A 22,205-nucleotide genomic window follows, 5' to 3' on the forward strand; every position below is an offset into this window, starting at 1 on the left:
AGCTCCGGCGGCAGAAGGGGGACGACGCGGTGAAGCGGTACGAGCGGCTCGAACGGATCCGGCGGATGGACCCCTACCGGGACGCCTCCGAGATCTACCGGCTCAGCGCGGCCTACGAGTTCCCCTGGGACTACACCCGCGCCCTGGAACTGGCCCTCTACCGCACCTACGCCGTGCCGAGCATCGGCCGGCTGCTCGCCGAGACGGCCGAGCTCACGGACCGGACGCAGAAGCGGTACGACGACACCACTCTGCTGCTGGACGCCGTCGTCGAGCACGGCTTCGGCAGCGAGGAGGCCCGCACCGCGATCCGCCGCATCAACCGCATGCACCGCAGCTACGACATCGGCAACGACGACATGCGCTACGTCCTGTGCACCTTCGTCGTCATGCCCAAGCGGTGGATCGACGCCTACGGGTGGCGCCGGCTCTCCCGCCACGAGACCATCGCGTCGAGCGTGCACTACGGCACCCTCGGACGGCACATGGGCATCCAGGACGTCCCCGGGTCCTACGAGGAGTTCGAGTCCTGCCTCGACGCCTACGAAGAGGCGCACTTCGCCTGGGACGAGCGCGCGCGGACCGTCTCGGACGCCACCCTCGCCCTGATGGCCTCCTGGTACCCGCGTCCCCTCGCCCCCGTGCTGCGCGCCACGACCCTCGCCCTCCTCGACGACCACCTGCTGCGCGCCTTCCGCTATCCGCCCCCGCACCCGGTCACCCGCGCTCTCGTGCGCCGCGCGGTACGCGCGCGTGGGCGCGCGGTCCGGCTGCTGCCGCCGCGCCGCGCACCGCACTACGCGCGGCAGAACTGGGAGGTCAGGAGCTACCCGGACGGCTACCGCCTGGACGAACTGGGCACCTGGCCGGTCCCGGGCGTGGGCGGCTGCCCGGTGCGCCGCCCGGGCACGTCAGCCGTCGAGTGAGCCGAGTGTGTCGCGCAGCCAGGCGAGTTCGGCCCGCGAGGTGGCACGCGCGATGGTCAGCAGCCCCCGGCGGAAGGGGTCGTCCAGTTCCTCGGCGCGCAGCGGCCGGTCACCGTCGTAGAAGAAGCTCGCCGGCTCCTCCAGGAACGCGAGCCTGCGCCGTAGCACCATCGCCTGGGCCGCCGGGTCGTCCAGGTGGCGCAGGAACGCGAGCAGCGTGAACCAGCGGTTCTCGTCGGTGATGTCGCGCTCGGCGGGCGCGGCGAGCCGCCGGCGCAGCTCCTGGCGGCCCTCCTCGGTGAGCGTCAGGACGTGCCGGGGCGCCGCCACGGAACCGGGCTGTGTGGCCCGTTCCAGCCGGCCCGCCTTCTCGAGCCGCTTGATGGCGGGGTACAGCGTGCTCTCCGCCACGGGCCGCACATGGCCCGTCAGTGCGGCGATGCGTTTGCGCAGCTCGTAGCCGTGCAGTGGGGCGTCGTACAGGAATCCGAGGATGGCGAGCTCCAGCATGCCCGCATTCTCCCTCATCGGCGCTGTACCTCGCTCACGTAATACATCGGCTCCGATGTATTGTGGTCGATGCAGGAGAGGCGCGGGTCGCGGGAGGGTGCGATGAGGCAGGCCGAGTTCGACGGCAAGGGGAGCTGCATTCGCTGGACGGAGACGCCGGGGGCGCAGCCCGCGCGCGTGTACGTGCACGGGCTGGGGTCGGTCTCGGCCGTCTACCACGCCCACATCGCGGCCCGTCCCGAACTCGCCGGCCGGCGCAGCCTCTTCGTCGACCTGCCCGGACACGGCATCAGCGACCGCCCCGACCACTTCGGCTACACCCTGGAGGGCCTCGCCGACGCGCTGGCCGCCGCCCTGGACGCGGCGGAGCTCACCGGCGCCGAGCTGATCGCGCACAGCATGGGCGGCGCCGTGGCCATCGTGCTCGCGCACCGCAGGCCGGAGCTCGTCTCCCGGCTGGTCCTCACCGAGGCCAACCTCGACGCCTTCCCGCCGCCCACCGCCGGCAGCAGCGGAATCGCCTCCTACGGAGAGGACGATTTCGTCGACGGCGGCTACGCGCGCGTGCTGGAGAAGGTGGGACCCCTGTGGGCGGCGACCATGCGGCTGGCCGACCCGCGCGCCCTGCACCGGGCCGCCGTGGGCCTGCGGCACGGATCCCAGCCCGTCATGCGCGAGATCCTCGAAGGACTGCCGATCGAGCGGGTGTACCTCCAGGGCGAACTGAGCGGCGAACTCGACGGCAGGGACGGCTTGGAGGCGGCCGGCGTGCGCGTGGTGACCGTGCCCGGCGCCGGGCACAACGTCATGTTCGACAACCCCGACGCCTTCGCCGCGGCGGTCGCCGGCCGCCCCTGACGTCAGCCCGCACGCACGGCCAGTGCCAGGAAACGGGCGTCCTCGTCGACGTATGACGTCATGCGGAAGCCCGAACCGGCCAGCAGCGGGCGCAGATTGGCCTCCGCGCGCAGGTCGTCCGGCGTGATCTGCCGCCCCTGGCGCGCCGCGAGCGCCGCCCTGCCGACGGGGTGGAACAGCGCCAGCGTGCCGCCGGGGCGCAGCACCCGCGCCAACTCCCGCAGGTTGGCCGACGGATCGGGCAGATGCGCGATGAGCCCGGCCGCGAACACCGCGTCCAGCGACTCCGACCGCAGTGGCAGCTCTGCCACGTCGGCGAGCAGCAGCCGCCCGTCGCGGTCCCGTCCCGCCCGCACGGCGGCCTGGAGCATCGCCGGGGTCAGATCGGCCCCGACGACCACTCCCGAGGCTCCCACGGCCGCACGCAGGGGCGTCAGGGCGCGTCCGGTGCCGCAGCCCGCGTCCAGCACCCGGTCTCGCTCGTGCAGCCCGAGGCCGGCCACCGCCGCCGCGTAGGCGGGGCCGTCGTCCGGGAACTTGCTGTCCCAGTCCGCGGCGCGGGCGGTGAAGAACTCCTGGACGTGTGTGTGGTCGTCGCTCATGCTCCGCATGATTCCTCACCGACACGGATGATGCCGCAGCGCACACGTTCGAGCTTCGCGCGATCGCCGAGGTGCACGTCTGCGCCATATTCCGGCACTTTTCGAAATGCGCCCCCTTTGTGCGCCCGTGCCCCCGCTAGCGTCCCCAGGCCATGGGACACCTGGACCACGCCACCTTCGGCTGGCTGACCCCCGTGCTGTCGTACGCGATGGCCAGCATCGGCGCCGCCCTCGGGCTGCGCTGCACCGTCCGCGCGCTCGGCGCCACCGGACGCTCCCGCCGCAACTGGCTGATCACCGCCGCCTCGGCGATCGGCACCGGCATCTGGACCATGCACTTCGTGGCGATGCTCGGCTTCGGCGTCAGCGGCACCGACATCCGCTACGACGTACCGCTCACCATCGTGAGCCTGCTCGTCGCCATGCTCGTCGTGTGCGCCGGGGTCTTCGCCGTCGGATACAGCCGCGACCGCACGCGCGCGTTGCTGCTCGGCGGCCTGACCACCGGGCTCGGCGTCGCCAGCATGCACTACCTCGGCATGGCGGCGGTGCGCCTGCACGGACACATCCACTACGACCCGGCCCTCGTCGGGCTCTCCGTCCTGATCGCGGTCGTCGCCGCGACGGCGGCCCTGTGGGCGGGGCTCAACATCAAGTCGCCCGTCGCCGTCGCCATCGCCTCACTGATCATGGGTGCGGCGGTCAGCAGCATGCACTACACGGCGATGTTCGCGGTGAGCGTCCGCGTCACGCCCTCCGGCGGCACCCTGCCCGGGGCCACGGCGATGCAGTTCATCTTCCCCCTCGCCGTCGGCCTCGGGTCCTACCTCTTCCTGACCTCGGCCTTCGTCGCGCTGTCGCCCACCACGGGGGAACGCGAGGCGTCCGCCTCCGCGCAACAACCGGTCGAGAGCCTGGCCCGCTGACACCGGTCCGCACGGCACGCCCCCGAACGACTCCCGAGCGAGGAGGCCATGCGCACACCCCGCAGGACCCCGACACCCGGCGCCGAGACGCCGCCCGCACCGCCGCGCGGCCGCCGCGCCCACGCCGGACCACCGGCCGACGAACTCCTCGACGATCCCGCCGGCACGGCACCGGACGACGCACCCGCGCGCGCCGGACGCCGACGTCTGCGCCCCCGCACCGTCCGGGCCAAGATCGTCTGCCTGCTGATGGTGCCGGTGGTCTCCCTGCTGGCCCTGTGGGCGTACGCCACCGTCACCACCGCCCAGGACATCGCCCGGCTACGGCAGTTGCAGCGCGTCGACTCCACCATCCGCACCCCTGTCGCGACCGCCGTCGCCGCACTCCAGGCCGAGCGCACGGCCGGGGTGCGCTGCGCGACGTCCGCCGGGGCGTGCGCCGACTACAGAAGGCTCCAAGCGCCCACCGACCGGGCCCTGGCCGCCCTGCGCCTCGGCGACGGCAACACGGTCGCCGACAGCGAGGAACTGCCCGCCGGGGTGGCCGGCCGGCTCCGGGCCTTCGTCACCGGCGCCGAGCGACTGCGCCCGCTGCGCACCGAGGTCCTCGACCGCCGCGCCGGCTGGGACGAGACCTACGGCCGGTACACCAGGACCATCGCGAGCGCCTTCGAGGTGGGCGGCGCGCTCACCGGCATCCAGGACGCCGACCTCGGATCCGACGCGCGCGTGCTGCTGGAGTTCTCCCGCGCGGGCGAGGCGCTGGCGCAGGAGGACGCGGTCCTGGCCGGCGCCCGGCTCACCGGCGGCCTCGGCGGCGAGCGGCTGCGGCTGTTCACCGGCGCCGTCGACACCCGCCGTACCCTCACCGCGTCCGCCGCCGTCGACCTGCGCGGCTCCGAACGCGCCGCCTGGCGCCGACTCGCCGACGGCGGCGCCTACACGGCCCTGACCGCCACCGAGGACCGGGTCCTCGCCAGGGCACCGGGCGAACGGGCCCTCGGCGCGGCACCGGCAGCCGACTGGTCGGGCGCGCACACGCGCGTGCAGGACGGGATGCGCGCCATCGAGCAGAGCGCCGGGCACGACGTCGCGGACCGCGCGGATCCCTTCACCCGCGGCCTGCTCACCCCGGCCGGCGCGGCCGTCCTGATGGGCCTCGCCGCCGTCGTCGCCTCGCTCGTCATCTCGGTGCGCATCGGCCGCGGTCTCGTCGTCGAGCTGGTCAGCCTGCGCAACGGCGCGCTGGAGATCGCCCGGCGCAAACTCCCCGAGGCCATGCGCAGACTGCGGGCCGGCGAGGAGATCGACATCCGGGCCGAAGCGCCGCCCGGACCACCCGCGGAGGACGAGACCGGTCAGGTCGCCGAGGCCCTGGGAACCGTGCACCGGGCCGCGCTGCGGGCCGCCGTGGAGCGCGCCGAGCTCGCCAGCGGCATCTCCGGGGTCTTCGTCAACCTCGCCCGCCGCAGCCAGGTCCTCGTGCACCGCCAGCTGAGCCTGCTGGACAGCATGGAACGCCGCTCCGAGGACCCGAACGAACTGAGTGACCTCTTTCGGCTCGACCACCTCACCACCCGCATGCGGCGCCACGCCGAGAGCCTGATCATTCTCTCCGGCGCCGCACCCGGCCGCGCCTGGCGCATGCCGGTGTCGCTGACGAACGTGGTCCGCGCGGCCGTCTCCGAAGTCGAGGACTACGCGCGCGTGGAGGTACGCCAGCTGCCCGAGGCGGCCGTCGTGGGCGCCGCCGTCGCCGACCTCACCCACCTGCTCGCCGAGATCGTCGAGAACGCCGCCCAGTTCTCGCCGCCCCACACGCGCGTGCGCGTCACCGGTGAACCCGTAGGCAACGGCTACGCCGTCGAGGTCGAGGACCGCGGGCTGGGGATGGGCAAGGAGACCCTCGCCGAGGCCAACCGCCGTATCGCGCAGTCCGAGGCGCTCGATCTCTTCGACAGCGACCGGCTCGGCCTGTTCGTGGTCAGCAGGCTCGCGGCCCGGCACGGCATCAAGGTGCACCTGCGCACCTCGCCCTACGGGGGCACGACCGCGGTCGTCCTGCTGCCCACCGCGCTGCTGCACAGCGGCGCGGCGGAACGTTCCCCCGGCGGGGTGGCCGAGGCCGAGCGCCCGGCGGAACGGGCCTACGCGCGCGTGCCCGCGCCCGCCCCGCACCAGGAGTCCGTCCCGGCGTCCGCCGAGCGGCCCGCACTCGTCGCCCCCGCGCGGACGTCCGCCGACGCACCGCCCCCAGGAGTCACTGCCCTGCGCCTGCACCGGCCCCCGGACGATCAGGAGGAGCCCGACCAGCCCGCCGACTCCGACGACCTGCCCCGCCGCGTCCGCCAGGCCAGCCTCGCCCCCCAACTTCGCGGACCGCGCGCCGAGGAACCCGCCCGCACCCCCGCCGCCCCCGACGACGACCAGCGCAGCCCCGAAGCCGTACGGGACCGCATGGCGGCCTACCGGGACGGCTGGGCGCGCGGCGGCGGCAGGCAGCCCGGCCGCGGCGCCACTCCCGATGCCCCCGAGGGCAGCGACAGCACCGAAGGAGACCGCCGATGATCCAGGATCCGAGCATGAGGGCCGGCATGGGGGTCCCCCCGCGTGAACGAAGCCGGGAGTGGGGGAGGTCCGGAGAACTCGACTGGCTGCTGGACGACTTGGTGCTCCGGGTGAGTGAGGTACGCCATGCCGTGGTGCTGTCCAACGACGGACTCGCCGTCGGCGCCTCGACCGACCTGCGCCGCGAGGACGCGGAGCACCTCGCCGCCGTCGCCTCCGGCTTCCACAGCCTCGCCAAGGGGGCGGGGCGGCACTTCGGCGCCGGCGGAGTGCGGCAGACCATGGTGGAGATGGACGACGGCTTCCTGTTCGTGGCCGCCGCCGGCGACGGCTCCTGCCTCGCCGTCCTCACCGCCGTGACCGCCGACATCGGCCTGGTGGCCTACGAGATGGCCCGCCTGGTCAAGCGGGTCGGCGAGCACCTGTACACACCGCCGCGCGCCGCCGCGCGCCCGCCCGCCGCCCGATGAGGCGAAGGGGGGTCCACGCGTCATGACCGACGACAGAAGGGGCGTCGCGGGCGAGCCGGGCAGTCAGTGGTACGACGGCGAGGCCGGCCCCCTGGTGCGCCCGTACGCCATGACCGGTGGCCGCACCAGGCCCGGGCCGACCGGCGTCCGCTTCGACCTGATCGCCCTCGTCACCCTCGACGCGGCCGCGGCCGGCTTCCACGACGCCCTCGCACTGGGGCCGGAGCACCGGGCCCTGATCGACCTGTGCCGCACCGAGACGCAGTCGGTCGCGGAACTCGCCGCCGGCTGCGACCTGCCCCTCGGAGTGGTCAGGGTGCTCCTCGGCGACCTGCTGGAGCTCGGCTGCGTGACGGTCAGCCGCCCGGTGCCCCCCGCACAGCTTCCCGACGAACGGATTCTGCGCGAGGTGATCGAGGGCCTGCGGGCGTTGTAGATGCAAGTTCACACCCATCCGGTCGCGCCGACGTCACACACCCGCGGTGACGCCGACGCCGCCGGCATTCCCGAGAGAAGTGATCGATGGTCTCCGAGCACTCCGATGCCCACGGCGGCGACTCCGCCGCGCTGGCGTTGAAGATCCTGGTCGCCGGCGGTTTCGGCGTGGGCAAGACCACCCTGGTGGGCGCGGTCAGCGAGATCAGGCCGCTGCGCACCGAGGAACTGCTCAGCGAAGCCGGTCAGTTGGTGGACGACACCGACGGCGTGGACCAGAAGGTCACCACGACGGTCGCCATGGACTTCGGTCGTATCACGATCCGCTCCGGCCTGTCCCTCTACCTCTTCGGCACCCCGGGCCAGGACCGCTTCTGGTTCCTGTGGGACGAACTGTCACAGGGGGCGCTCGGCGCGGTGGTCCTCGCCGACACCCGGCGGCTGGAGGACTGCTTCCCGGCCGTGGACTACTTCGAGCACCGGCACATCCCGTTCGTTGTGGCCGTCAACTGCTTCACGGGAGCCCGTACGTACCGCTCCCAGGACGTCTCGCGTGCCCTCGACCTCAACCAGGGCACGCCGGTCGTCCTGTGCGACGCCCGGGACCGCGACTCGGGCAAGGAGGTGCTCATCCGGCTCGTCGAGTACGCCGGGCGGATGCACACCGCCCGGCTGCTCGACTCGGTCGGCTGAGAGCGCCTCAGCTCGCGACGGCCTTCTGCGCCAGGACCTTGTCGATCGTGAGGCGCACGAGGAGTTCGCCCGGCACGCCGTTGCGCGCGCCGAACTCCTCGGCGCGCTCCTCGCCCATGTACCGCGCCCCGATCCGGGTGGCCCAGCGACGCACCTCGTCGAGGTCCTCCGAGATCCGGGCGCGGCCCTGCAGCACCACGAAGTCGTACGGCGGCCGGTCGTCGTCCACGCACAGGGCGGCCCGGCCGTCACGGGCCAGATTCCGCCCTTTCACACTCGTCTTGCCCGTGTTGAACACCACGTCGTCCCCGTCCAGCACGAACCAGATCGGCGTCACGTGCGGGCTCCCGTCGGCGCGGACGGTCGACAGCTTCGCGGTGCGGGTTCCGTGCGAGACGAACGCCCGCCATTCCTCATCGGTCATCTTCTGTGCCATGCCCCCATCCTCCTTGCTCGGACAGCGGCGGTGGGGAAGGCTTGCGGGCGATCCTCCGGCCAGGGGGAGTCGTCACACGGGGAGAAGACCGGATCATGGTGCAGAACCAGGGACTTGGCTGGTTGCTGGACGATCTGACCGAACGCGTCGAGCATGTCCGGCACGCGTTGGTCCTGTCCAACGACGGGTTGGTGGCGGGCGCGAGCACGGGGCTGCGGCGTGAGGACGCCGAGCACCTCGCCGCCGTCTCGTCCGGCCTGCACAGCCTGGCCAAGGGCTCGGGACGCCACTTCGGCGCGGGCCGGGTCCGCCAGACGATGGTCGAGTTCGACGACGCGGTGCTGTTCGTCACCGCGGCCGGCACGGGTAGCTGTCTGTGCGTGCTCAGCGGCGCCGAGGCCGACATCGGCCAGATCGCCTACGAGATGACGCTGCTCGTCAACCGAGTCGGCGAGCGTCTCGATGTGGATGCCCGGCAGCCGGAGCGAGCCGCAGACCTCTGACCTGGGCATTCGTTCTCTCCCGTGGAGTTATCCACAGGCCCGCCACGAGATCCGCCGTGACGGCTACGGTTTTTCCCGAGGCCGCGCGAACGGCGCGGGCCACCTACTCCACGGGGGAGACGACCATGTCAGGCGACACCGCCACCACCTCGCACAGCCCCTCCCTGACGCCCGGCCGCGCGGCGCGGGAACTGGGCCTCAAACGAAGCGAGTTCGACCTCGCCGCCCAGCTCGGATGCGTCCGCACCGTCCCCGACGAGGGAGGCGGCGGCCGGCGCGTGCCCCGCGCCGAGATCGACCGGCTGCACGCCCAGGACGGCTTCCCCGAGACGCTGCGCCGACGCGTCGAGGCGGTCGGCACCAAGGACGGCGCGGAACTGCTGGACGTGCCGCCGGCGAAGTTCACGCGCCTGGCCCGGCTCGGCGTGATCGTGCCGGTGAAGTTCTATCTCAATCGCTACCGTGCCGTGGTCTGGCTGTATCTGGCCGAGGAGCTACGGCAGTTCGCGGCCGACGAGGACAACGCACCGCTGCTGAAGGGACGGACACCGGCCGGTCTGCGGGAGCAGCTGGCGGCGGGGGTGGACCTGCGTCCCCGCAACTGGCGCGGACGCCACCTCGGTTTCCTGCTGCGGCAGGCCGACGACCATCCCTGGGCGCGGGCGGCGGCCGTGGCCTCACTGCTCGATCCCGTCCAGGTCGCCGAGATCGTCCGCGATCCGTACGAGCAGGCGCACCTGAACCGGTTCCTGCCGCGGCCACCGGCGCACGGCGCGCCGGGCTCGCCCGCCGCGCACCTCGCCGAGCGGATCGCGACGGCCGACGACGCGGACGAGATCGGCTGGCTGCGTGCCGACCTGCAACAGGCGGTGGACGAGGCCCGCGCCCACCACCCGGCACCCCGCCCGACACGCCCCCACGACGACGCGCGCTCCCACGACACGGCCCGTTCCCACAACACCGCACGGCCTCACGACACGGCGCGTCCTTACAACACCGCGCGTCCTCACGACACCGCGCGGCCCCTCGACACCGCGCGGCCTCACAACACCGCGCGGCCCCACGACACGGCCCGACCCCCGGCACCCGCCATCCCGCGACAGTCGCCGGCCCTCTCCGAGGAGTCGGCCCGCACCCGCGGTCTGCTCGGCTGGCTGCGCCGCAGAACGCCCTGACGCGGCCGGCCTACAGGGGGCGGAACAGGCCCTCCTGGACCACGGACACCAGCAGCCGCCCCTCCACGTCGTAGATCCGCCCGCGGGCCAGGCCCCGGCCGCCCGTCGCGATCGGTGACTCCTGGTCGTACAGGAACCACTCGTCCGCGCGGAAGGGCCGGTGGAACCACATGGCGTGGTCCAGGGACGCGATGTCGAAGGTCCGCGGACCCCACAGGGGCTGCACCGGGAGGCGGACGGCGTCCAGCAGGGTCATGTCGCTGGCGTAGGTGAGCGCGCAGGTGTGCACCACCGGGTCGTCGCCGAGCGGTCCGACGGCACGCATCCACACGGCGCTGCGCGGCTCGGCGTCCTTGACCTCCTCCGGCGTCCAGCGCAGCCGGTCGACGTAGCGGATGTCGAAGGGCTGGCGGCGCGCCATCCGCTCCAGCTGTTCCGGCAGCGTGCCGTGGTGCTCGCGGATCTCCTCGGTGACCGTCGGCAGCGACTCCGGGTCCGGGACCTTGCGGGCCGGTGGCAGCTGGTGCTCGAAGGGACCTTCCTCAGGCTTGTGAAAGGAGGCGGTGAGATTGAAGATCGTGCGGCCCTGTTGCACGGCGGTGACCCGGCGGGTCGTGAACGACCTGCCGTCCCGCACCCGTTCCACCTGGTACACGATCGGCACGCCCGGCCGGCCCGGGCGCAGGAAGTACGCGTGCAGTGAGTGCACCGGGCGTTCGCCGTCCGTGGTGCGGGCGGCGGCGACCAGCGCCTGGCCCGCCACCTGGCCGCCGAAGACCCGTTGCAGGGACTCGTGGGGGCTGCGGCCACGGAAGATGTTGACCTCGATCTGCTCCAGGTCGAGCAGATCGACCAGTCTTTCGGCCGGATTCGTCATGGGTGCGTTGCTCCTTGGCTCACAGCTGGCCGACGTCGGTGACACGGACGACCGCGCGGCCCTCCGCGTCGGAGGCGGCGAGGTCGATCTCCGCGCTGATGCCCCAGTCGTGGTCGTCGTTCGGGTCGTCGAAGATCTGCCGGACGCGCCAGATGCCGTTCTGCGGCTCCTCCTGGATCACCAGGAGCTTGGGCCCGCGGGCGTCGGGACCGGTGCCGAGGTCGTCGTACTCGTCCCAGTACTTGTCCATCGCCTCGCCCCAGGCGTCGGCGTCCCAGCCGGAGTCGGCGTCCATCTCGCCGAGCTCCTCGACCTGGTCCAGGGCGGCGAGTTCGACGCGGCGGAACATGGCGTTGCGGACCAGGACGCGGAAGGCGCGCGCGTTGGCGGTGACCGGCTTGACCTCGTCGGCCTTCTCCTGGGCCTCCTCGGCGGTCATCTCCTCCGGGTTGGCGAGCTGCTCCCACTCGTCCAGCAGGCTGGAGTCGACCTGGCGGACCATCTCGCCGAGCCACTCGATCAGGTCCTCGAGGTCCTCGGACTTGAGGTCGTCGGGGATGTTGTGGTCGAGGGCCTTGTAGGCGCCGGCGAGGTAGCGCAGCACGATGCCCTCGGTGCGGGCCAGTTCGTAGAAGGACACCAACTCCGTGAAGGACAGCGCCCGTTCGTACATGTCGCGGACGACGGACTTCGGCGACAGCGGGTGGTCGCCGACCCAGGGGTGGCTCTTGCGGTACGTGTTGTACGCGTGGAAGAGCAGCTCCTCCAGGGGCTTGGGGTAGCTGATGTCCTGGAGGCGCTCCATGCGCTCCTCGTACTCGACGCCGTCCGCCTTCATCGCGGCCACGGCCTCGCCCCTGGCCTTGTTCTCCTGGGCGGCGAGGATCTGGCGCGGGTCGTCCAACGTCGACTCGACGACGGACACCATGTCCAGCGCGTAGGACGGCGACTCGGGGTCGAGGAGTTCGAAGGCGGCCAGGGCGAACGTGGACAGGGGCTGGTTGAGCGCGAAGTCCTGCTGCAGGTCGACGGTGAGGCGGACGATGCGGCCGGTGGCGTCCGGCTTCTCCAGCTTCTCGACGATGCCGCCGTCCAGCAGCGAACGGTAGATGGCGATTGCCCGCCGGATGTGCCGCAGTTGCTGCTTGCGCGGCTCGTGGTTGTCCTCCAGCAGGTGCCGCATCGCCTCGAAGGCGTTGCCCGGGCGGGCGATGACCGACAGCAGCATCGTGTGGGTCACCCGGAAGCGGGAGGTCAGCGGCTCCGGCTCGGAGGCGATCAGCTTCTCGAAGGTGTTCTCCGTCCAGCCGACGAAGCCTTCCGGCGCCTTCTTGCGGACCACCTTGCGGCGCTTCTTCGGGTCGTCGCCCGCCTTGGCGAGCGCCTTCTCGTTCTCGATGACGTGCTCGGGCGCCTGCGCGACGACCAGCCCCGCCGTGTCGAAGCCGGCCCGTCCGGCGCGGCCGGCGATCTGGTGGAACTCCCGGGCGCGCAGGGTGCGCACGCGGCTGCCGTCGTACTTGGTCAGCGCGGTGAACAGCACGGTGCGGATGGGCACGTTGACGCCGACGCCGAGCGTGTCCGTCCCGCAGATCACCTTCAGCAGGCCGGCCTGGGCGAGCTTCTCCACCAGGCGCCGGTACTTGGGCAGCATGCCCGCGTGGTGGACGCCGATGCCGTGGCGGACGTAACGGGAGAGGTTGCGGCCGAACTTGGTGGTGAAGCGGAAGTTGCCGATCAGTTCGGCGATCTGCTCCTTCTCCTCGCGCGAGCACATGTTGATGCTCATCAGTGCCTGCGCCCGCTCCACGGCCTGTGCCTGCGTGAAGTGCACGATGTAGACCGGCGCCTGCCTGCTCTCCAGCAGGTCGGTGAGGGTCTCGGTGAGCGGGGTGAGCCGGTACTCGTAGGACAGGGGCACGGGGCGGGTCGCCGAGCGGACCACCGAGGTGGGGCGGCCGGTGCGGCGCGTGAGGTCCTTCTCGAAGAACGACACATCGCCCAAAGTGGCCGACATCAGGATGAACTGCGCCTGGGGCAGCTCCAGGATCGGGATCTGCCAGGCCCAGCCCCGGTCGCCCTCCGCGTAGAAGTGGAACTCGTCCATCACCACCTGACCGACGTCCGCGTCCTTGCCGTCGCGCAGCGCGATGGAGGCGAGCACCTCGGCGGTGCAGCAGATCACGGGCGCGTCGGCGTTGACGGAGGCGTCACCGGTGAGCATGCCGACGTTCTCCGTGCCGAACAGCTTGCACAGCTCGAAGAACTTCTCGGACACCAGAGCCTTGATCGGCGCCGTGTAGAAGGTGACCTCGTCCCGGGCCAGCGCGGCGAAGTGGGCGCCCGCCGCGATCATGCTCTTCCCGGAGCCGGTGGGCGTCGACACGATGACGTTCGCGCCGGAGACCACCTCGATCAGCGCCTCCTCCTGGTGGGGGTAGAGCGTCAGACCGCGCTCCTGGGCCCACGACTCGAAGGCTTCGTAGAGGGCGTCGGGGTCGGCGGTCGGCGGCAGCTGATCGATGAGTGTCACGCACCCATCTTGCCTGCCGTCCTCCTCCATGGGGGAATCGGATGCGGGCACGAAGATCACGACCAGTACGCTGTGACGCCGACGGAACGTCAGCGCACCGGGTCAACTGGACAGCGGCACACGAGGAATGGGGCGGGCAACGGCGATGATGGGACCAGCACACTCACTGTCGGGAGCCGCCGCCTGGCTCGGTGTGGGCGCGGCGGCCGCCGCGGCCGGGCACCCGATGCCCTGGCCGGTCCTCCTGGTCGGCGCCCTGATCTGCGCCGGAGCCGCCCTCGCCCCGGACCTCGACCACAAGGCGGCCACCATCTCCCGGGCCTTCGGGCCGCTCTCCCGGGGGCTGTGCGAGATCGTCGACAAGCTCTCCTACGCCGTCTACAAGGCGACGAAGAAGCAGGGCGACCCGCGTCGCTCCGGCGGCCACCGCACCCTCACCCACACCTGGCTCTGGGCGGTGCTGATCGGCGCGGGCACGTCGGTCGCCGCCATCACCGGCGGCCGCTGGGCGGTCCTCGCCATCCTGTTCGTGCACATGGTGCTGGCCATCGAGGGCTTGCTGTGGCGGGCGGCCCGCGGTTCCAGCAGCGACGTCCTGGTCTGGCTGCTGGCCGCGACCAGCGCGTGGATCCTCGCCGGAGTCCTGGACAAGCCGGGCAACGGCGCGGACTGGCTGTTCACCCAGCCCGGGCAGGAGTACCTGTGGCTGGGCCTGCCGATCGTGCTGGGCGCGATCGTGCACGACATCGGGGACGCGCTGACGGTCTCCGGCTGCCCGATCCTGTGGCCGATCCCGGTCGGCCGCAAGCGCTGGTACCCGATCGGCCCGCCCAAGGCCATGCGCTTCCGGGCCGGCAGCTGGGTCGAGCTCAAGGTGCTGATGCCGGCGTTCATGCTGCTGGGCGGGGTGGGCTGCGCGGCGGCGCTCAACTTCATCTGAGCCCGGGCCGGAGCCCGAGCCGCCGCCTGCGCTGGGGTCCGGCCCCGCCCGGCCGGCTCTCAGCCGCCCTGGGCGGCACCCCCGCCGTAGCGCCGTTCGAACCGGGCGATGCGGCCCTCGGAGTCCACCGTGCGGGCCTTGCCGGTGTAGAAGGGGTGGCTCTCGGAGGAGATCTCCACGTCCACCACCGGGTACGTCTCGCCGTCGTCCCACTCGATGGTCTGCTCGCTGGTGGCGGTGGACCGGGTCAGGAAGGCGTATCCGGCGGCGCGGTCACGGAAGACGACGGGGTGGTAGTCGGGGTGCTGGTCCTGCCGCATGCGTGCTCCTCGGTACAGGGGTGGGCAGTGGGGTCAGCCGGAGAGGGTGTCCTCGTCGACGATGTGCATGGCGGCCTCCTCGGCGGACGCCGCCGCGCCGTCGATCCCCACGTCCGTGGCGACGAGCGCGCTCTCCTCGTCCTCGTGCGCCCCTTCGTCGGGGGCCACGAGACGGCCGGAGCGGGCGGCGCCGACCTCGTTGTCCAGGAGTTCCCCGTCGGTGCCGTCGCAGTCGCCGATGCCGTCGCCGTCCGGCGTAGCGAGCTCCGGCAGCTCTTCGGCGAGCCGCTCCTCCAGCGTCTCCCCGCGATGGCCCTCGGCGGCCGTCACGCCCACGTGCTCCACGGCCCAGGGCCGCTCCGGCGGCGACCAGCCGCGGTCGAGCGGGTCGCCGACCCCGTCATAGTCCAGGGTGTCCTCCGCGTCGAGCAGCCCCGCGTCGTCCTGGATCTCGGATCCGTCGGGCTGGTAGACGTCGTCTCCCCATCCTTCGGCGCTGTTCACGGATACCTCCAGGGGGTGGGGACGGGACCGCCGCCACCGCGGCCGGCCGCTGGGCCGCGGGCGAGCGGGGTACAGGCCGCGCCCGGCAGTGCCGAAGGCGCTCCCCGAGCCGGTGCCGGTAACCAGCCTTCCACCCCTTTTCGCGACCGCGCAACGGCACGGCGCGAGGAGCCCCCGGGCGGCCGAAGGGCGGCGGCCCGGCCCGGCCCCGGGGGCCGCCGTGCTGCGGCCCCCGACCGGCTCACCGCCGGGTCACCCGTGCCAGGACCGCCACAGCGCCGCGTAGGCCCCGTCCGCCGCGACCAGCTCGTCATGGCTGCCCAGCTCGCGGATGCGGCCGTCTTCGACGACGGCGATGACGTCGGCGTCGTGGGCGGTGTGCAGGCGGTGGGCGATGGCGATCACCGTACGGCCGTCCAGGACCCGGGCCAGCGACCGCTCCAGATGCCGGGCCGCACGCGGGTCCAGCAGCGAGGTCGCCTCGTCCAGGACCAGCGTGTGCGGATCGGCGAGGACCAGCCGGGCCAGCGCGATCTGCTGGGTCTGGGCCGGGGTGAGGGTGAGACCGCCGGAGCCGACCTCGGTGTCGAGGCCGTCGTCCAGCGCCCGGGCCCAGCCGTCCGCGTCGACCGCGCCCAGCGCCGCCCACAGCTCGGCGTCCGCCGCGTCCGTCCGGGCCAGCAGCAGGTTGTCGCGCAGCGAGCCGACAAAGACGTGGTGTTCCTGGTTGACCAGCGCCACATGGGAGCGGACCCGTTCGGCGGTCATCCGGGACAGCTCCGCCCCGCCGAGGGTGACGTGGCCCTGCCGGGGCGCGTAGATGCCGGCGAGCAGCCTGCCCAGCGTGGACTTGCCGGCGCCCGAGGGCCCCACCAGCGCCAGACGGGTGCCGGGAGCGACCGCCAGGGACACCTCGCGCAGCACGTCGACGCCCTCCAGGTACCCGAAACGCACCCGGTCGGCGTGCACGTCCTGCCCGTCGGGGGCCACGGACGCGTCACCCGCCTCCGGCTCGACGTCCCGGACGCCCACCAGCCGGGCCAGCGACACCTGCGCCACCTGCAACTCGTCGAACCAGCGCAGGATCAGGTTCACCGGATCCACCAGCATCTGCGCGATCAGCGCGCCGGTCGTCAGCTGGCCGACGTCGATCCAGCCGTGCAGCACGAAGACGCCGCCGATCATCAGCACCGAGGACAGGACCAGCACATGGGTGGCGTTGATGACCGGGAACAGCACCGACCGCAGCCAGAGCGTGTACCGCTCCCAGGCCGTCCACTCCTTGATCCGCCGCTCCGACAGCGCGACGCGCCGGTCACCGAGACGGTGGGCCTCGACGGTGCGCCCGGCGTCCACGGTCTCGGCCAGCGCGGCGGCCACGGCGGCGTACCCCGCGGCCTCCGACCGGTAGGCGGACGGCGCCCGCCTGAAGTACCAGCGGCAGCCGATCACCAGCACCGGCAGTGCGAGCAGGACCGCCGCGGCCAGCGACGGCGCGGTGACCACCAGGCCGCCCAGCAGCAGCGCCGCCCACACCACGCCGATCGACAGCTGCGGCACGGCCTCGCGCATCGCGTTGGCCAGCCGGTCGATGTCGGTGGTGATCCGGGACAGCAGATCGCCCGTCCCGGCCCGCTCCAGGACGCCCGGCGGCAGTCCCACCGACCGCACCAGGAAGTCCTCCCGCAGATCGGCCAGCATCCGCTCGCCCAGCATCGCCCCGCGCAGCCGCACCTGCCGTACGAACACGGCCTGGACGGCCAGCGCGAGCACGAACAGGCCCGCGGTGAGCCCGAGATGGAGCTCCCGCGCCCCGTCCGACACGCGCTGCACGAGGTCGCCCAGCAGCCAGGGGCCCGCCATCGAGGCGATCACGGACACCGTGTTGACCGTGATGAGCAGCAGGAAGGCCCGGCGGTGACGCCGGAACAGTTCCGCCACGTAGGCGCGTACGGTCGTGGGGGCGCCGACGGGCAGGGTGCTCGCCGTCGTCGGGGCCGCCGGGTCGTACGCCGGTGGCGCCACGCCGATCATGCCGACTCCTCGATCTCTTCCCGTGCGCCCCGCAGGGCGGCTTCGTCATCGGTCTCCCGGGTCACGACGGCCCGGTACCGCGGTTCGGTGTGGACCAGGTCGCGGTGGACGCCGACCGCCGCGACCTCGCCCTCGTGCACGAGCACGACCCGGTCGGCGTGGTCCAGCAGCAGCGGCGAGGACGTGAACACCACCGTCGTGCGCCCGGCCCGCAGTTCTCGCAGGCCCGCCGCGATCCGCGCCTCCGTGTGCGAGTCGACGGCGGAGGTCGGCTCGTCCAGGACCAGCACCTCGGGGTCGGTGACCAGCGAGCGGGCCAGCGCGAGCCGTTGCCGCTGGCCACCGGAGAGCGACCGGCCCCGCTCGGTGATCCGGGCGTCCATCGGGTCGGCCGCGTCCAGCGAGCCCTGCGCCAGCGCCGCCAGCACGTCCGCGCACTGCGCGGCGGCCAGCGCCTCGTCGGCCCGTACGGCGCCGGAGCCCGGCACGTCGAGCAGTTCGCGCAGCGAACCCGACAGCAGCACCGGGTCCTTGTCCTGGACGAGGACGGCCGTACGCGCCGAGGCGAGCGGCAGCTCGTCCAGCGGCACCCCGCCCAGCAGCGCCGAGGCACCGGCCACCGAGGCGTGCCCGCCCAGCCGTTCGGCCAGCCGTCCCGCCGCGTCCGGGTCGCCGCACACCACGGCCGTCAGCCTGCCCGCGGGAGCGAGCAGACCGCTCGACGGGTCGTACAGATCCCCGGTGGGGACGTCGGCCTCCAGCGAGCCCGCGGCGTCCGTGGGCCGTTCCAGCGCCAGCACACCCGCCGCGCGCCGGGCCGACGGCTTCGAGAAGGAGTACGCCATGGCGATCTCCTCGAAGTGGCGCAGGGGATAGGTCAAGACCATCACCGAGCTGTAGACGGTGACCAGTTCGCCGACGGTGATACGGCCCTCGCGGGCCAGCCGGACGCCGTACCAGACCACCGCGATCAGCAGCAGGCCCGGCAGCAGCACCTGGATCGCCGAGATCAGCGACCACATGCGGGCACTGCGCACGGCGGCCCGGCGCACCTCCTGGGAGGCGCGGCGGTAGCGGTCGAGGAACAGCTCCTCGCCGCCGATGCCGCGCAGCACCCGGAGGCCGGCGACGGTGTCGGAGGCCAGTTCGGTGGCCCGGCCCGCCTTCTCGCGCTGCACGTCGGCGCGCCGGGTCGCCCGCGGCAGCAGCGGCAGCACCGCGACCGCCAGCACGGGCAGGCCCACGGCGACGACCACGCCGAGCGCCGGCTGGTAGACGAGGAGGGCGACGCAGACCAGCACGATGGTGACCGCCGCCGCGGTGAACCGGGAGACGGCCTCCACGAACCAGCCGATCTTCTCGACGTCGCCCGTGGAGACGGCCACGACCTCGCCGGCCGCGACGCGCCGGGTCAGCGCGGAGCCCAACTGGGCCGCCTTGCGCGCCAGCAGTTGCTGGACGCGGGCGGCGGCCGTGATCCAGTTGGTGATCGCGGCCCGGTGCAGGAAGGTGTCGCCGAGCGCGATGCCGAGACCGGCGAGGGCCAACAGCCCGCCCGCGAGGGCGAGTCGGGCCCCGGAGCGGTCGACGACGGCCTGGATGGCGAAGCCGACGCCGAACGGCAGCGCGGAGACCGACGAGAAGTGCAACAGGCCCCACAGCAGCGCCCGGAACTGCCCGTCGAGCTGATTCCGGCCCAGCCACCACAGGAATCGGGGGCCCGAGCGCGCGTCCGGCACGCCCGGATCGGGATGGGGAAGGTCTTGGATCTGCATGACGGATGACGTCCAGGTGGCTCGTGTCAGGGGGTGGGGGCGGAAGCGGGACAGCGCGGGGAGTGACTGCAAACCGTGAAAGGTTCGCGTCATTGCGTGGTCGGAGGCAAACGGTTTTCGGTGGCGGCAATCGTCCCGAAACAGGTGGGAACATGGGGCGATGTGCATGCGCAGTGATGTGCGGCGTGCGGTGCTCGCGACGGCCGCGCTCTGTTCCCTTCTCCCTCTCCTGTCCGCGTGTGACGGCGGCGCGCGCAGGGACGACGGCGCGAACGCCCGCTCCCGGCACACGGCCACGGCTTCGGCGCCGACCCGCATCCCCGGTGTCGGCGACCGGCTCCAGCGACGCATCCCGGCCGGCTCCCGCCAGGTCGTCGCGGTCTACGGGGCGGGCAGGGACCTGGCCGACTCGACGGTCGTGCTGTACACGAGGGACGGCACCACCTGGGAGCGCACGCGCAGTTGGCCGGCGCACAACGGCAAGAACGGCTGGACCACCGACCACCATGAGGGCGACCGGCGCAGTCCCGTGGGCGTGTTCACGCTCACCGACGCGGGCGGCGTCCTCGCGGACCCCGGCGCCCGGCTCCCGTACACGCGCGACGCCTCCTTCGCGGCCCCGCGCTGGTGGGCGAGGTCCCACTGGCACGACTTCGACTACGTCATCGCCATCGACTACAACCGCGTCAAGGGCACCCCGCCCAACGACCCCACCCGCCCCGAGGGGCAGGCCAAGGGGGGCGGCATCTGGCTGCACATGGACCACGGCAGCGGTACGTCGGCCTGCGTCAGCCTGTCCAGGCCGGCGATGGAGTACCTCCTGCGCACGCTCGACCCGGACCGGCATCCCGTGGTGGTGATGGGGGACAGGGCGGACCTGTCGGCCTAGCGCTCCTGCCGGAGGCGCCATTGCGGGGACGGGCGAGTCGCCGTAGAACACCGGCCATGAAGAGACGGTTCATCATGTCCATGCTCGCCGGGGCGACCCTCCTCGCGGGCTCCCTCCTCGGGGCGACGCCGGCTCAATCCGCCGGCCCCGCATCCCGATCCGCCGACGTCCCGGCCGAGTTCGGCAGCGACTGGCACGACCCGGTGACCGCGGCCCCGCCGGTGGCCGAGCCCGCCGGAAAGTCCTGCCAAGTCACCCTGGCGGAGGCGCAGTTCAGGGACTTCACGCCGTACAAGGGCACCTACACCCCGCCACGGGGCTGCGGCGACCGCTGGAGCAAGGTGGTGCTGCGGCTCGACGGAAAGGTCAAGGGACGGCAGTACGACCGGCTCGGCTACCTGCACGTCGGCGGGGTCGAGATCCTGCGCACCTCCACCCCGGAGCCCTCGCCCGACGGTATCGAGTGGTCCGTCGAGAAGGACGTCACGCGCTACAGCGACACCTTCCGCGACCCCGGGGACGTCGAGATGCTCATCGGCAACGTCGTCGACGACACCTACACCGGCGTCATCGACGTCAAGGTCACCCTGACCTTCTACGCCGGGAAACCGGCCGAGGCGGCGCCCGACAAGGTCCTCACCCTCTCCGGCGACGGCACCCTCACCACCCCGCGCAACAGCGAGCGCGTCCTCGCCGAGGTGTACGCCACCGGATCGGGCGGCGGCTGCGAGGAGTTCTGGTACCTGGCCGTGCCCGACAAGGCGCCGTACTCCTGCCAGGCCGACGGCGGACCCTACCGCGAGGTGCAGATCACGGTGGACGGCCAACTGGCGGGAATCGCCGCGCCGTTCCCGCACGTGTGGACCGGCGGCTGGTCCAACCCCTTCCTCTGGTACGTCATCCCGGGCCCGCGCGCCTTCGACGTCCAGCCGATCGCCTACGACCTGACGCCCTTCGCCGGCGTCCTCAACGACGGCCGGCCACACCGGGTCGAGGTCTCCGTCGTCGGCGTCCCCGCAGGGCAGAGCGGCTGGAGCGCGCCCGTCAACATCCTCGTCTGGCAGGACGCGCACCGCGCGCGGGTCACCGGAAAGCTCACCGCGCTCAAGGCCGGCGGCCTCGCCAACTCCTCGACGTACACGCCGGGTTCCGAAGAACGCGTGGACACCGACGCGGGCCACCGGCTCACCGTCTCCGGATACGTCGACACCTCGCACGGCCGCGTCACCACGACCGTCACCCGCACCCTGGCCAACACCTCCACGCACCGCTGGACGGACGGCGAGAACGTCGACGGGCTCGACGCCACCTGGACGGACGACGAGTCGGTCACGGTCGACGGTCGCACGACGCGCACGCACCGCACGTACACGATGAACGGCACGACCACGCTCGGCGACGACGCCCGGCTGCGCACCGTGCTGACCCTCGGCGACCGTGCCGCGGTCACCGAGACCCGCGGCGGACGGCGCACCGCGTGGTCGCGGCTCGACGACACCTACACCGGAGACGCCACGTACACCACGGGTGTCCCGCGCGAGGAGCGGCACGCGGTCGGCACGACGAGCGAGCGCTACCGCCTGTACGGCTCCTCGGGCTGCTACGACCGTGCGCTGACCACCGTGCAGGGCGTGCTCACGGAGGAACGCGACCGCTGCTAAGGGCAGTTGCGTACGACGGGTCAAGCCGCTCGGGGGCGGCTGCGGGTGTGGGAACTGCGCGACCGGCCACGAACCATCCGCAGCCGCCCCCGCGCCGCACCTATCGGCAGCGCCGCCCGGACTCCGGCCCGCCGTCCACCAAGGTGTCCAACAAGCCCCCCAGCACCGCCCGTTGCTCTCCGGTCAACGGCGCCAGAATCTCCTGCGCGGCCGAGCGGCGAGCGCCCCGCAGCTCGCGCAGCGCCTTGCGGCCCTCGTCCGTGAGCTCGATGCGGATCACCCGGCGGTTCGTCGGATCCGGCACCCGCCGCACCTTGCCGCCCGCCTCCAGTCCGTCCACCAGCGTCGTCACGGCACGCGGGACCACCTCAAGGCGCTCGGCGAGGTCGGCCATGCGCGGCGGCGAGCCGTAGTGCGCCAGGGTGCGCAGCAGACGGGACTGGGCCGGGGTGACGCCGAGGCCGCACTGCTCGATGTGGCGTTTCTGGATGCGGTGCACACGGCGCGTGAACCGCAGCAGCTGGTCGGCGAGCAGGCCGTCCGGATCGGGGGTGCTCATACGGGAACAAT

22 protein-coding genes are annotated in these 22,205 nt (G+C 72.7%); 12 read left to right on the forward strand and 10 right to left on the reverse strand.

All coding sequences use genetic code 11. The annotated features are described in order from the left end of the window. Window positions 1-29: 29 nt before the first annotated feature. On the forward strand, window positions 30-926 hold the full coding sequence (locus tag ACYF6T_RS03650; RefSeq protein ID WP_461693325.1) for an oxygenase MpaB family protein: 897 nt from the start codon (window positions 30-32) through the stop codon (window positions 924-926). Here the strand turns inward: ACYF6T_RS03650 and ACYF6T_RS03655 are convergent. Next, window positions 912-1,436: a PadR family transcriptional regulator gene (locus ACYF6T_RS03655; protein ID WP_461693710.1), complete on the reverse strand. Its 525-nt coding sequence runs from the start codon at window positions 1,434-1,436 to the stop codon at window positions 912-914. The two genes, ACYF6T_RS03650 and ACYF6T_RS03655, sit on opposite strands and share 15 nt — an antisense overlap. Before the next feature lie 102 nt (window positions 1,437-1,538). Here ACYF6T_RS03655 and ACYF6T_RS03660 point away from each other — a divergent pair, with 102 nt between their 5' ends. After that, window positions 1,539-2,294 (forward strand): alpha/beta fold hydrolase, encoded by a 756-nt coding sequence (locus ACYF6T_RS03660; RefSeq protein WP_461693326.1) that lies wholly within the window; start codon window positions 1,539-1,541, stop codon window positions 2,292-2,294. A gap of 2 nt (window positions 2,295-2,296) precedes the next feature. Here ACYF6T_RS03660 and ACYF6T_RS03665 read toward each other — a convergent pair whose 3' ends face one another. Next, a complete protein-coding gene (locus ACYF6T_RS03665) occupies window positions 2,297-2,896 on the reverse strand; it encodes a class I SAM-dependent methyltransferase (protein WP_461693328.1) in 600 nt (199 codons plus the stop codon). Window positions 2,897-3,048: 152 nt separating this feature from the next. On the opposite strand from ACYF6T_RS03665, the gene ACYF6T_RS03670 reads away from it, so the two are divergent. From ACYF6T_RS03670 to ACYF6T_RS03690, 5 genes are all read left to right on the forward strand, one after another. Continuing rightward, entirely contained in the window at window positions 3,049-3,822 is a 774-nt protein-coding gene (locus ACYF6T_RS03670) for an MHYT domain-containing protein (RefSeq protein ID WP_461693330.1), read from the forward strand. Window positions 3,823-3,870: 48 nt separating this feature from the next. Next, window positions 3,871-6,390: a sensor histidine kinase gene (locus ACYF6T_RS03675; protein WP_461693331.1), complete on the forward strand. Its 2,520-nt coding sequence runs from the start codon at window positions 3,871-3,873 to the stop codon at window positions 6,388-6,390. After that, window positions 6,387-6,860: a roadblock/LC7 domain-containing protein gene (locus ACYF6T_RS03680; RefSeq protein WP_461693332.1), complete on the forward strand. Its 474-nt coding sequence runs from the start codon at window positions 6,387-6,389 to the stop codon at window positions 6,858-6,860. Before ACYF6T_RS03675 ends, ACYF6T_RS03680 begins: the two co-directional genes overlap by 4 nt. 22 nt (window positions 6,861-6,882) lie before the next feature. Further along, complete coding sequence (locus ACYF6T_RS03685; RefSeq protein ID WP_461693334.1) at window positions 6,883-7,296, forward strand: DUF742 domain-containing protein; 414 nt, start codon at window positions 6,883-6,885, stop codon at window positions 7,294-7,296. Window positions 7,297-7,382: 86 nt separating this feature from the next. Beyond that, entirely contained in the window at window positions 7,383-7,988 is a 606-nt protein-coding gene (locus ACYF6T_RS03690; RefSeq protein WP_461693336.1) for a GTP-binding protein, read from the forward strand. Window positions 7,989-7,995: 7 nt separating this feature from the next. Here ACYF6T_RS03690 and ACYF6T_RS03695 read toward each other — a convergent pair whose 3' ends face one another. Further along, window positions 7,996-8,424, reverse strand: coding sequence for a PPOX class F420-dependent oxidoreductase (locus tag ACYF6T_RS03695; protein ID WP_461693337.1), 429 nt, complete (start codon window positions 8,422-8,424; stop codon window positions 7,996-7,998). Between the two features lie 95 nt (window positions 8,425-8,519). Between ACYF6T_RS03695 and ACYF6T_RS03700 the strand changes: the two genes are divergently transcribed. Both ACYF6T_RS03700 and ACYF6T_RS03705 read left to right on the forward strand, forming a co-directional pair. Then, window positions 8,520-8,927, forward strand: a complete 408-nt coding sequence (locus ACYF6T_RS03700) for a roadblock/LC7 domain-containing protein (RefSeq protein WP_461693338.1) — start codon at window positions 8,520-8,522, stop codon at window positions 8,925-8,927. Between the two features lie 125 nt (window positions 8,928-9,052). After that, window positions 9,053-10,102, forward strand: a complete 1,050-nt coding sequence (locus tag ACYF6T_RS03705) for a DUF6397 family protein (protein ID WP_461693339.1) — start codon at window positions 9,053-9,055, stop codon at window positions 10,100-10,102. Window positions 10,103-10,112: 10 nt separating this feature from the next. Here ACYF6T_RS03705 and ACYF6T_RS03710 read toward each other — a convergent pair whose 3' ends face one another. Beyond that, window positions 10,113-10,979, reverse strand: a complete 867-nt coding sequence (locus ACYF6T_RS03710) for an acyl-CoA thioesterase (RefSeq protein WP_461693341.1) — start codon at window positions 10,977-10,979, stop codon at window positions 10,113-10,115. A gap of 19 nt (window positions 10,980-10,998) precedes the next feature. Continuing rightward, a complete protein-coding gene (locus ACYF6T_RS03715; protein WP_461693343.1) occupies window positions 10,999-13,512 on the reverse strand; it encodes a DEAD/DEAH box helicase in 2,514 nt (837 codons plus the stop codon). A 145-nt stretch (window positions 13,513-13,657) separates the two neighbouring features. Here ACYF6T_RS03715 and ACYF6T_RS03720 point away from each other — a divergent pair, with 145 nt between their 5' ends. Next, window positions 13,658-14,452, forward strand: a complete 795-nt coding sequence (locus tag ACYF6T_RS03720; protein WP_461693344.1) for a metal-dependent hydrolase — start codon at window positions 13,658-13,660, stop codon at window positions 14,450-14,452. A gap of 59 nt (window positions 14,453-14,511) precedes the next feature. Here ACYF6T_RS03720 and ACYF6T_RS03725 read toward each other — a convergent pair whose 3' ends face one another. From ACYF6T_RS03725 to ACYF6T_RS03740, 4 genes are all read right to left on the reverse strand, one after another. Next, a complete protein-coding gene (locus ACYF6T_RS03725) occupies window positions 14,512-14,772 on the reverse strand; it encodes a type B 50S ribosomal protein L31 (RefSeq protein ID WP_461693346.1) in 261 nt (86 codons plus the stop codon). A 33-nt stretch (window positions 14,773-14,805) separates the two neighbouring features. Then, entirely contained in the window at window positions 14,806-15,276 is a 471-nt protein-coding gene (locus tag ACYF6T_RS03730; RefSeq protein WP_461693348.1) for a DUF5709 domain-containing protein, read from the reverse strand. A gap of 252 nt (window positions 15,277-15,528) precedes the next feature. Beyond that, a complete protein-coding gene (locus tag ACYF6T_RS03735; RefSeq protein ID WP_461693349.1) occupies window positions 15,529-17,310 on the reverse strand; it encodes an ABC transporter ATP-binding protein in 1,782 nt (593 codons plus the stop codon). Further along, the gene (locus ACYF6T_RS03740; RefSeq protein ID WP_461693351.1) at window positions 17,307-19,085 is read right to left on the reverse strand and encodes an ABC transporter ATP-binding protein; all 1,779 of its coding nucleotides are present in this window, start codon (window positions 19,083-19,085) and stop codon (window positions 17,307-17,309) included. Before ACYF6T_RS03740 ends, ACYF6T_RS03735 begins: the two co-directional genes overlap by 4 nt. A 166-nt stretch (window positions 19,086-19,251) precedes the next feature. Here ACYF6T_RS03740 and ACYF6T_RS03745 point away from each other — a divergent pair, with 166 nt between their 5' ends. Continuing rightward, complete coding sequence (locus ACYF6T_RS03745) at window positions 19,252-19,974, forward strand: L,D-transpeptidase family protein (protein ID WP_461693352.1); 723 nt, start codon at window positions 19,252-19,254, stop codon at window positions 19,972-19,974. A 56-nt stretch (window positions 19,975-20,030) separates the two neighbouring features. After that, window positions 20,031-21,635 carry a peptide-N4-asparagine amidase gene (locus ACYF6T_RS03750; RefSeq protein WP_461693353.1) on the forward strand — a complete coding sequence of 535 codons (1,605 nt, stop codon included), beginning with the start codon at window positions 20,031-20,033 and terminating at the stop codon, window positions 21,633-21,635. Window positions 21,636-21,735: 100 nt separating this feature from the next. Here the strand turns inward: ACYF6T_RS03750 and ACYF6T_RS03755 are convergent, their stop codons facing one another. Beyond that, window positions 21,736-22,194, reverse strand: a complete 459-nt coding sequence (locus ACYF6T_RS03755; RefSeq protein ID WP_461693355.1) for a MarR family winged helix-turn-helix transcriptional regulator — start codon at window positions 22,192-22,194, stop codon at window positions 21,736-21,738. Between the last annotated feature and the right edge of the window lie 11 nt (window positions 22,195-22,205).

The organism is Streptomyces sp. 7R007 (assembly GCF_054850255.1).

What these genes read in the sequence shown, in the direction of transcription:
- ACYF6T_RS03685 (WP_461693334.1), top strand. Translation starts at nt 6,883, where the DNA reads ATGACCGACGACAGAAGGGGCGTCGCGGGCGAGCCGGGCAGTCAGTGG.
- ACYF6T_RS03680 (WP_461693332.1), top strand. Translation starts at nt 6,387, where the DNA reads ATGATCCAGGATCCGAGCATGAGGGCCGGCATGGGGGTCCCCCCGCGT.
- ACYF6T_RS03670 (WP_461693330.1), top strand. Translation starts at nt 3,049, where the DNA reads ATGGGACACCTGGACCACGCCACCTTCGGCTGGCTGACCCCCGTGCTG.
- ACYF6T_RS03725 (WP_461693346.1), bottom strand. Translation starts at nt 14,772, where the DNA reads ATGCGGCAGGACCAGCACCCCGACTACCACCCCGTCGTCTTCCGTGAC.
- ACYF6T_RS03705 (WP_461693339.1), top strand. Translation starts at nt 9,053, where the DNA reads ATGTCAGGCGACACCGCCACCACCTCGCACAGCCCCTCCCTGACGCCC.
- ACYF6T_RS03740 (WP_461693351.1), bottom strand. Translation starts at nt 19,085, where the DNA reads ATGCAGATCCAAGACCTTCCCCATCCCGATCCGGGCGTGCCGGACGCG.
- ACYF6T_RS03745 (WP_461693352.1), top strand. Translation starts at nt 19,252, where the DNA reads ATGCGCAGTGATGTGCGGCGTGCGGTGCTCGCGACGGCCGCGCTCTGT.
- ACYF6T_RS03710 (WP_461693341.1), bottom strand. Translation starts at nt 10,979, where the DNA reads ATGACGAATCCGGCCGAAAGACTGGTCGATCTGCTCGACCTGGAGCAG.
- ACYF6T_RS03695 (WP_461693337.1), bottom strand. Translation starts at nt 8,424, where the DNA reads ATGGCACAGAAGATGACCGATGAGGAATGGCGGGCGTTCGTCTCGCAC.
- ACYF6T_RS03655 (WP_461693710.1), bottom strand. Translation starts at nt 1,436, where the DNA reads ATGCTGGAGCTCGCCATCCTCGGATTCCTGTACGACGCCCCACTGCAC.
- ACYF6T_RS03735 (WP_461693349.1), bottom strand. Translation starts at nt 17,310, where the DNA reads ATGATCGGCGTGGCGCCACCGGCGTACGACCCGGCGGCCCCGACGACG.
- ACYF6T_RS03720 (WP_461693344.1), top strand. Translation starts at nt 13,658, where the DNA reads ATGATGGGACCAGCACACTCACTGTCGGGAGCCGCCGCCTGGCTCGGT.
- ACYF6T_RS03750 (WP_461693353.1), top strand. Translation starts at nt 20,031, where the DNA reads ATGAAGAGACGGTTCATCATGTCCATGCTCGCCGGGGCGACCCTCCTC.
- ACYF6T_RS03755 (WP_461693355.1), bottom strand. Translation starts at nt 22,194, where the DNA reads ATGAGCACCCCCGATCCGGACGGCCTGCTCGCCGACCAGCTGCTGCGG.
- ACYF6T_RS03700 (WP_461693338.1), top strand. Translation starts at nt 8,520, where the DNA reads ATGGTGCAGAACCAGGGACTTGGCTGGTTGCTGGACGATCTGACCGAA.
- ACYF6T_RS03660 (WP_461693326.1), top strand. Translation starts at nt 1,539, where the DNA reads ATGAGGCAGGCCGAGTTCGACGGCAAGGGGAGCTGCATTCGCTGGACG.
- ACYF6T_RS03665 (WP_461693328.1), bottom strand. Translation starts at nt 2,896, where the DNA reads ATGAGCGACGACCACACACACGTCCAGGAGTTCTTCACCGCCCGCGCC.
- ACYF6T_RS03690 (WP_461693336.1), top strand. Translation starts at nt 7,383, where the DNA reads ATGGTCTCCGAGCACTCCGATGCCCACGGCGGCGACTCCGCCGCGCTG.
- ACYF6T_RS03675 (WP_461693331.1), top strand. Translation starts at nt 3,871, where the DNA reads ATGCGCACACCCCGCAGGACCCCGACACCCGGCGCCGAGACGCCGCCC.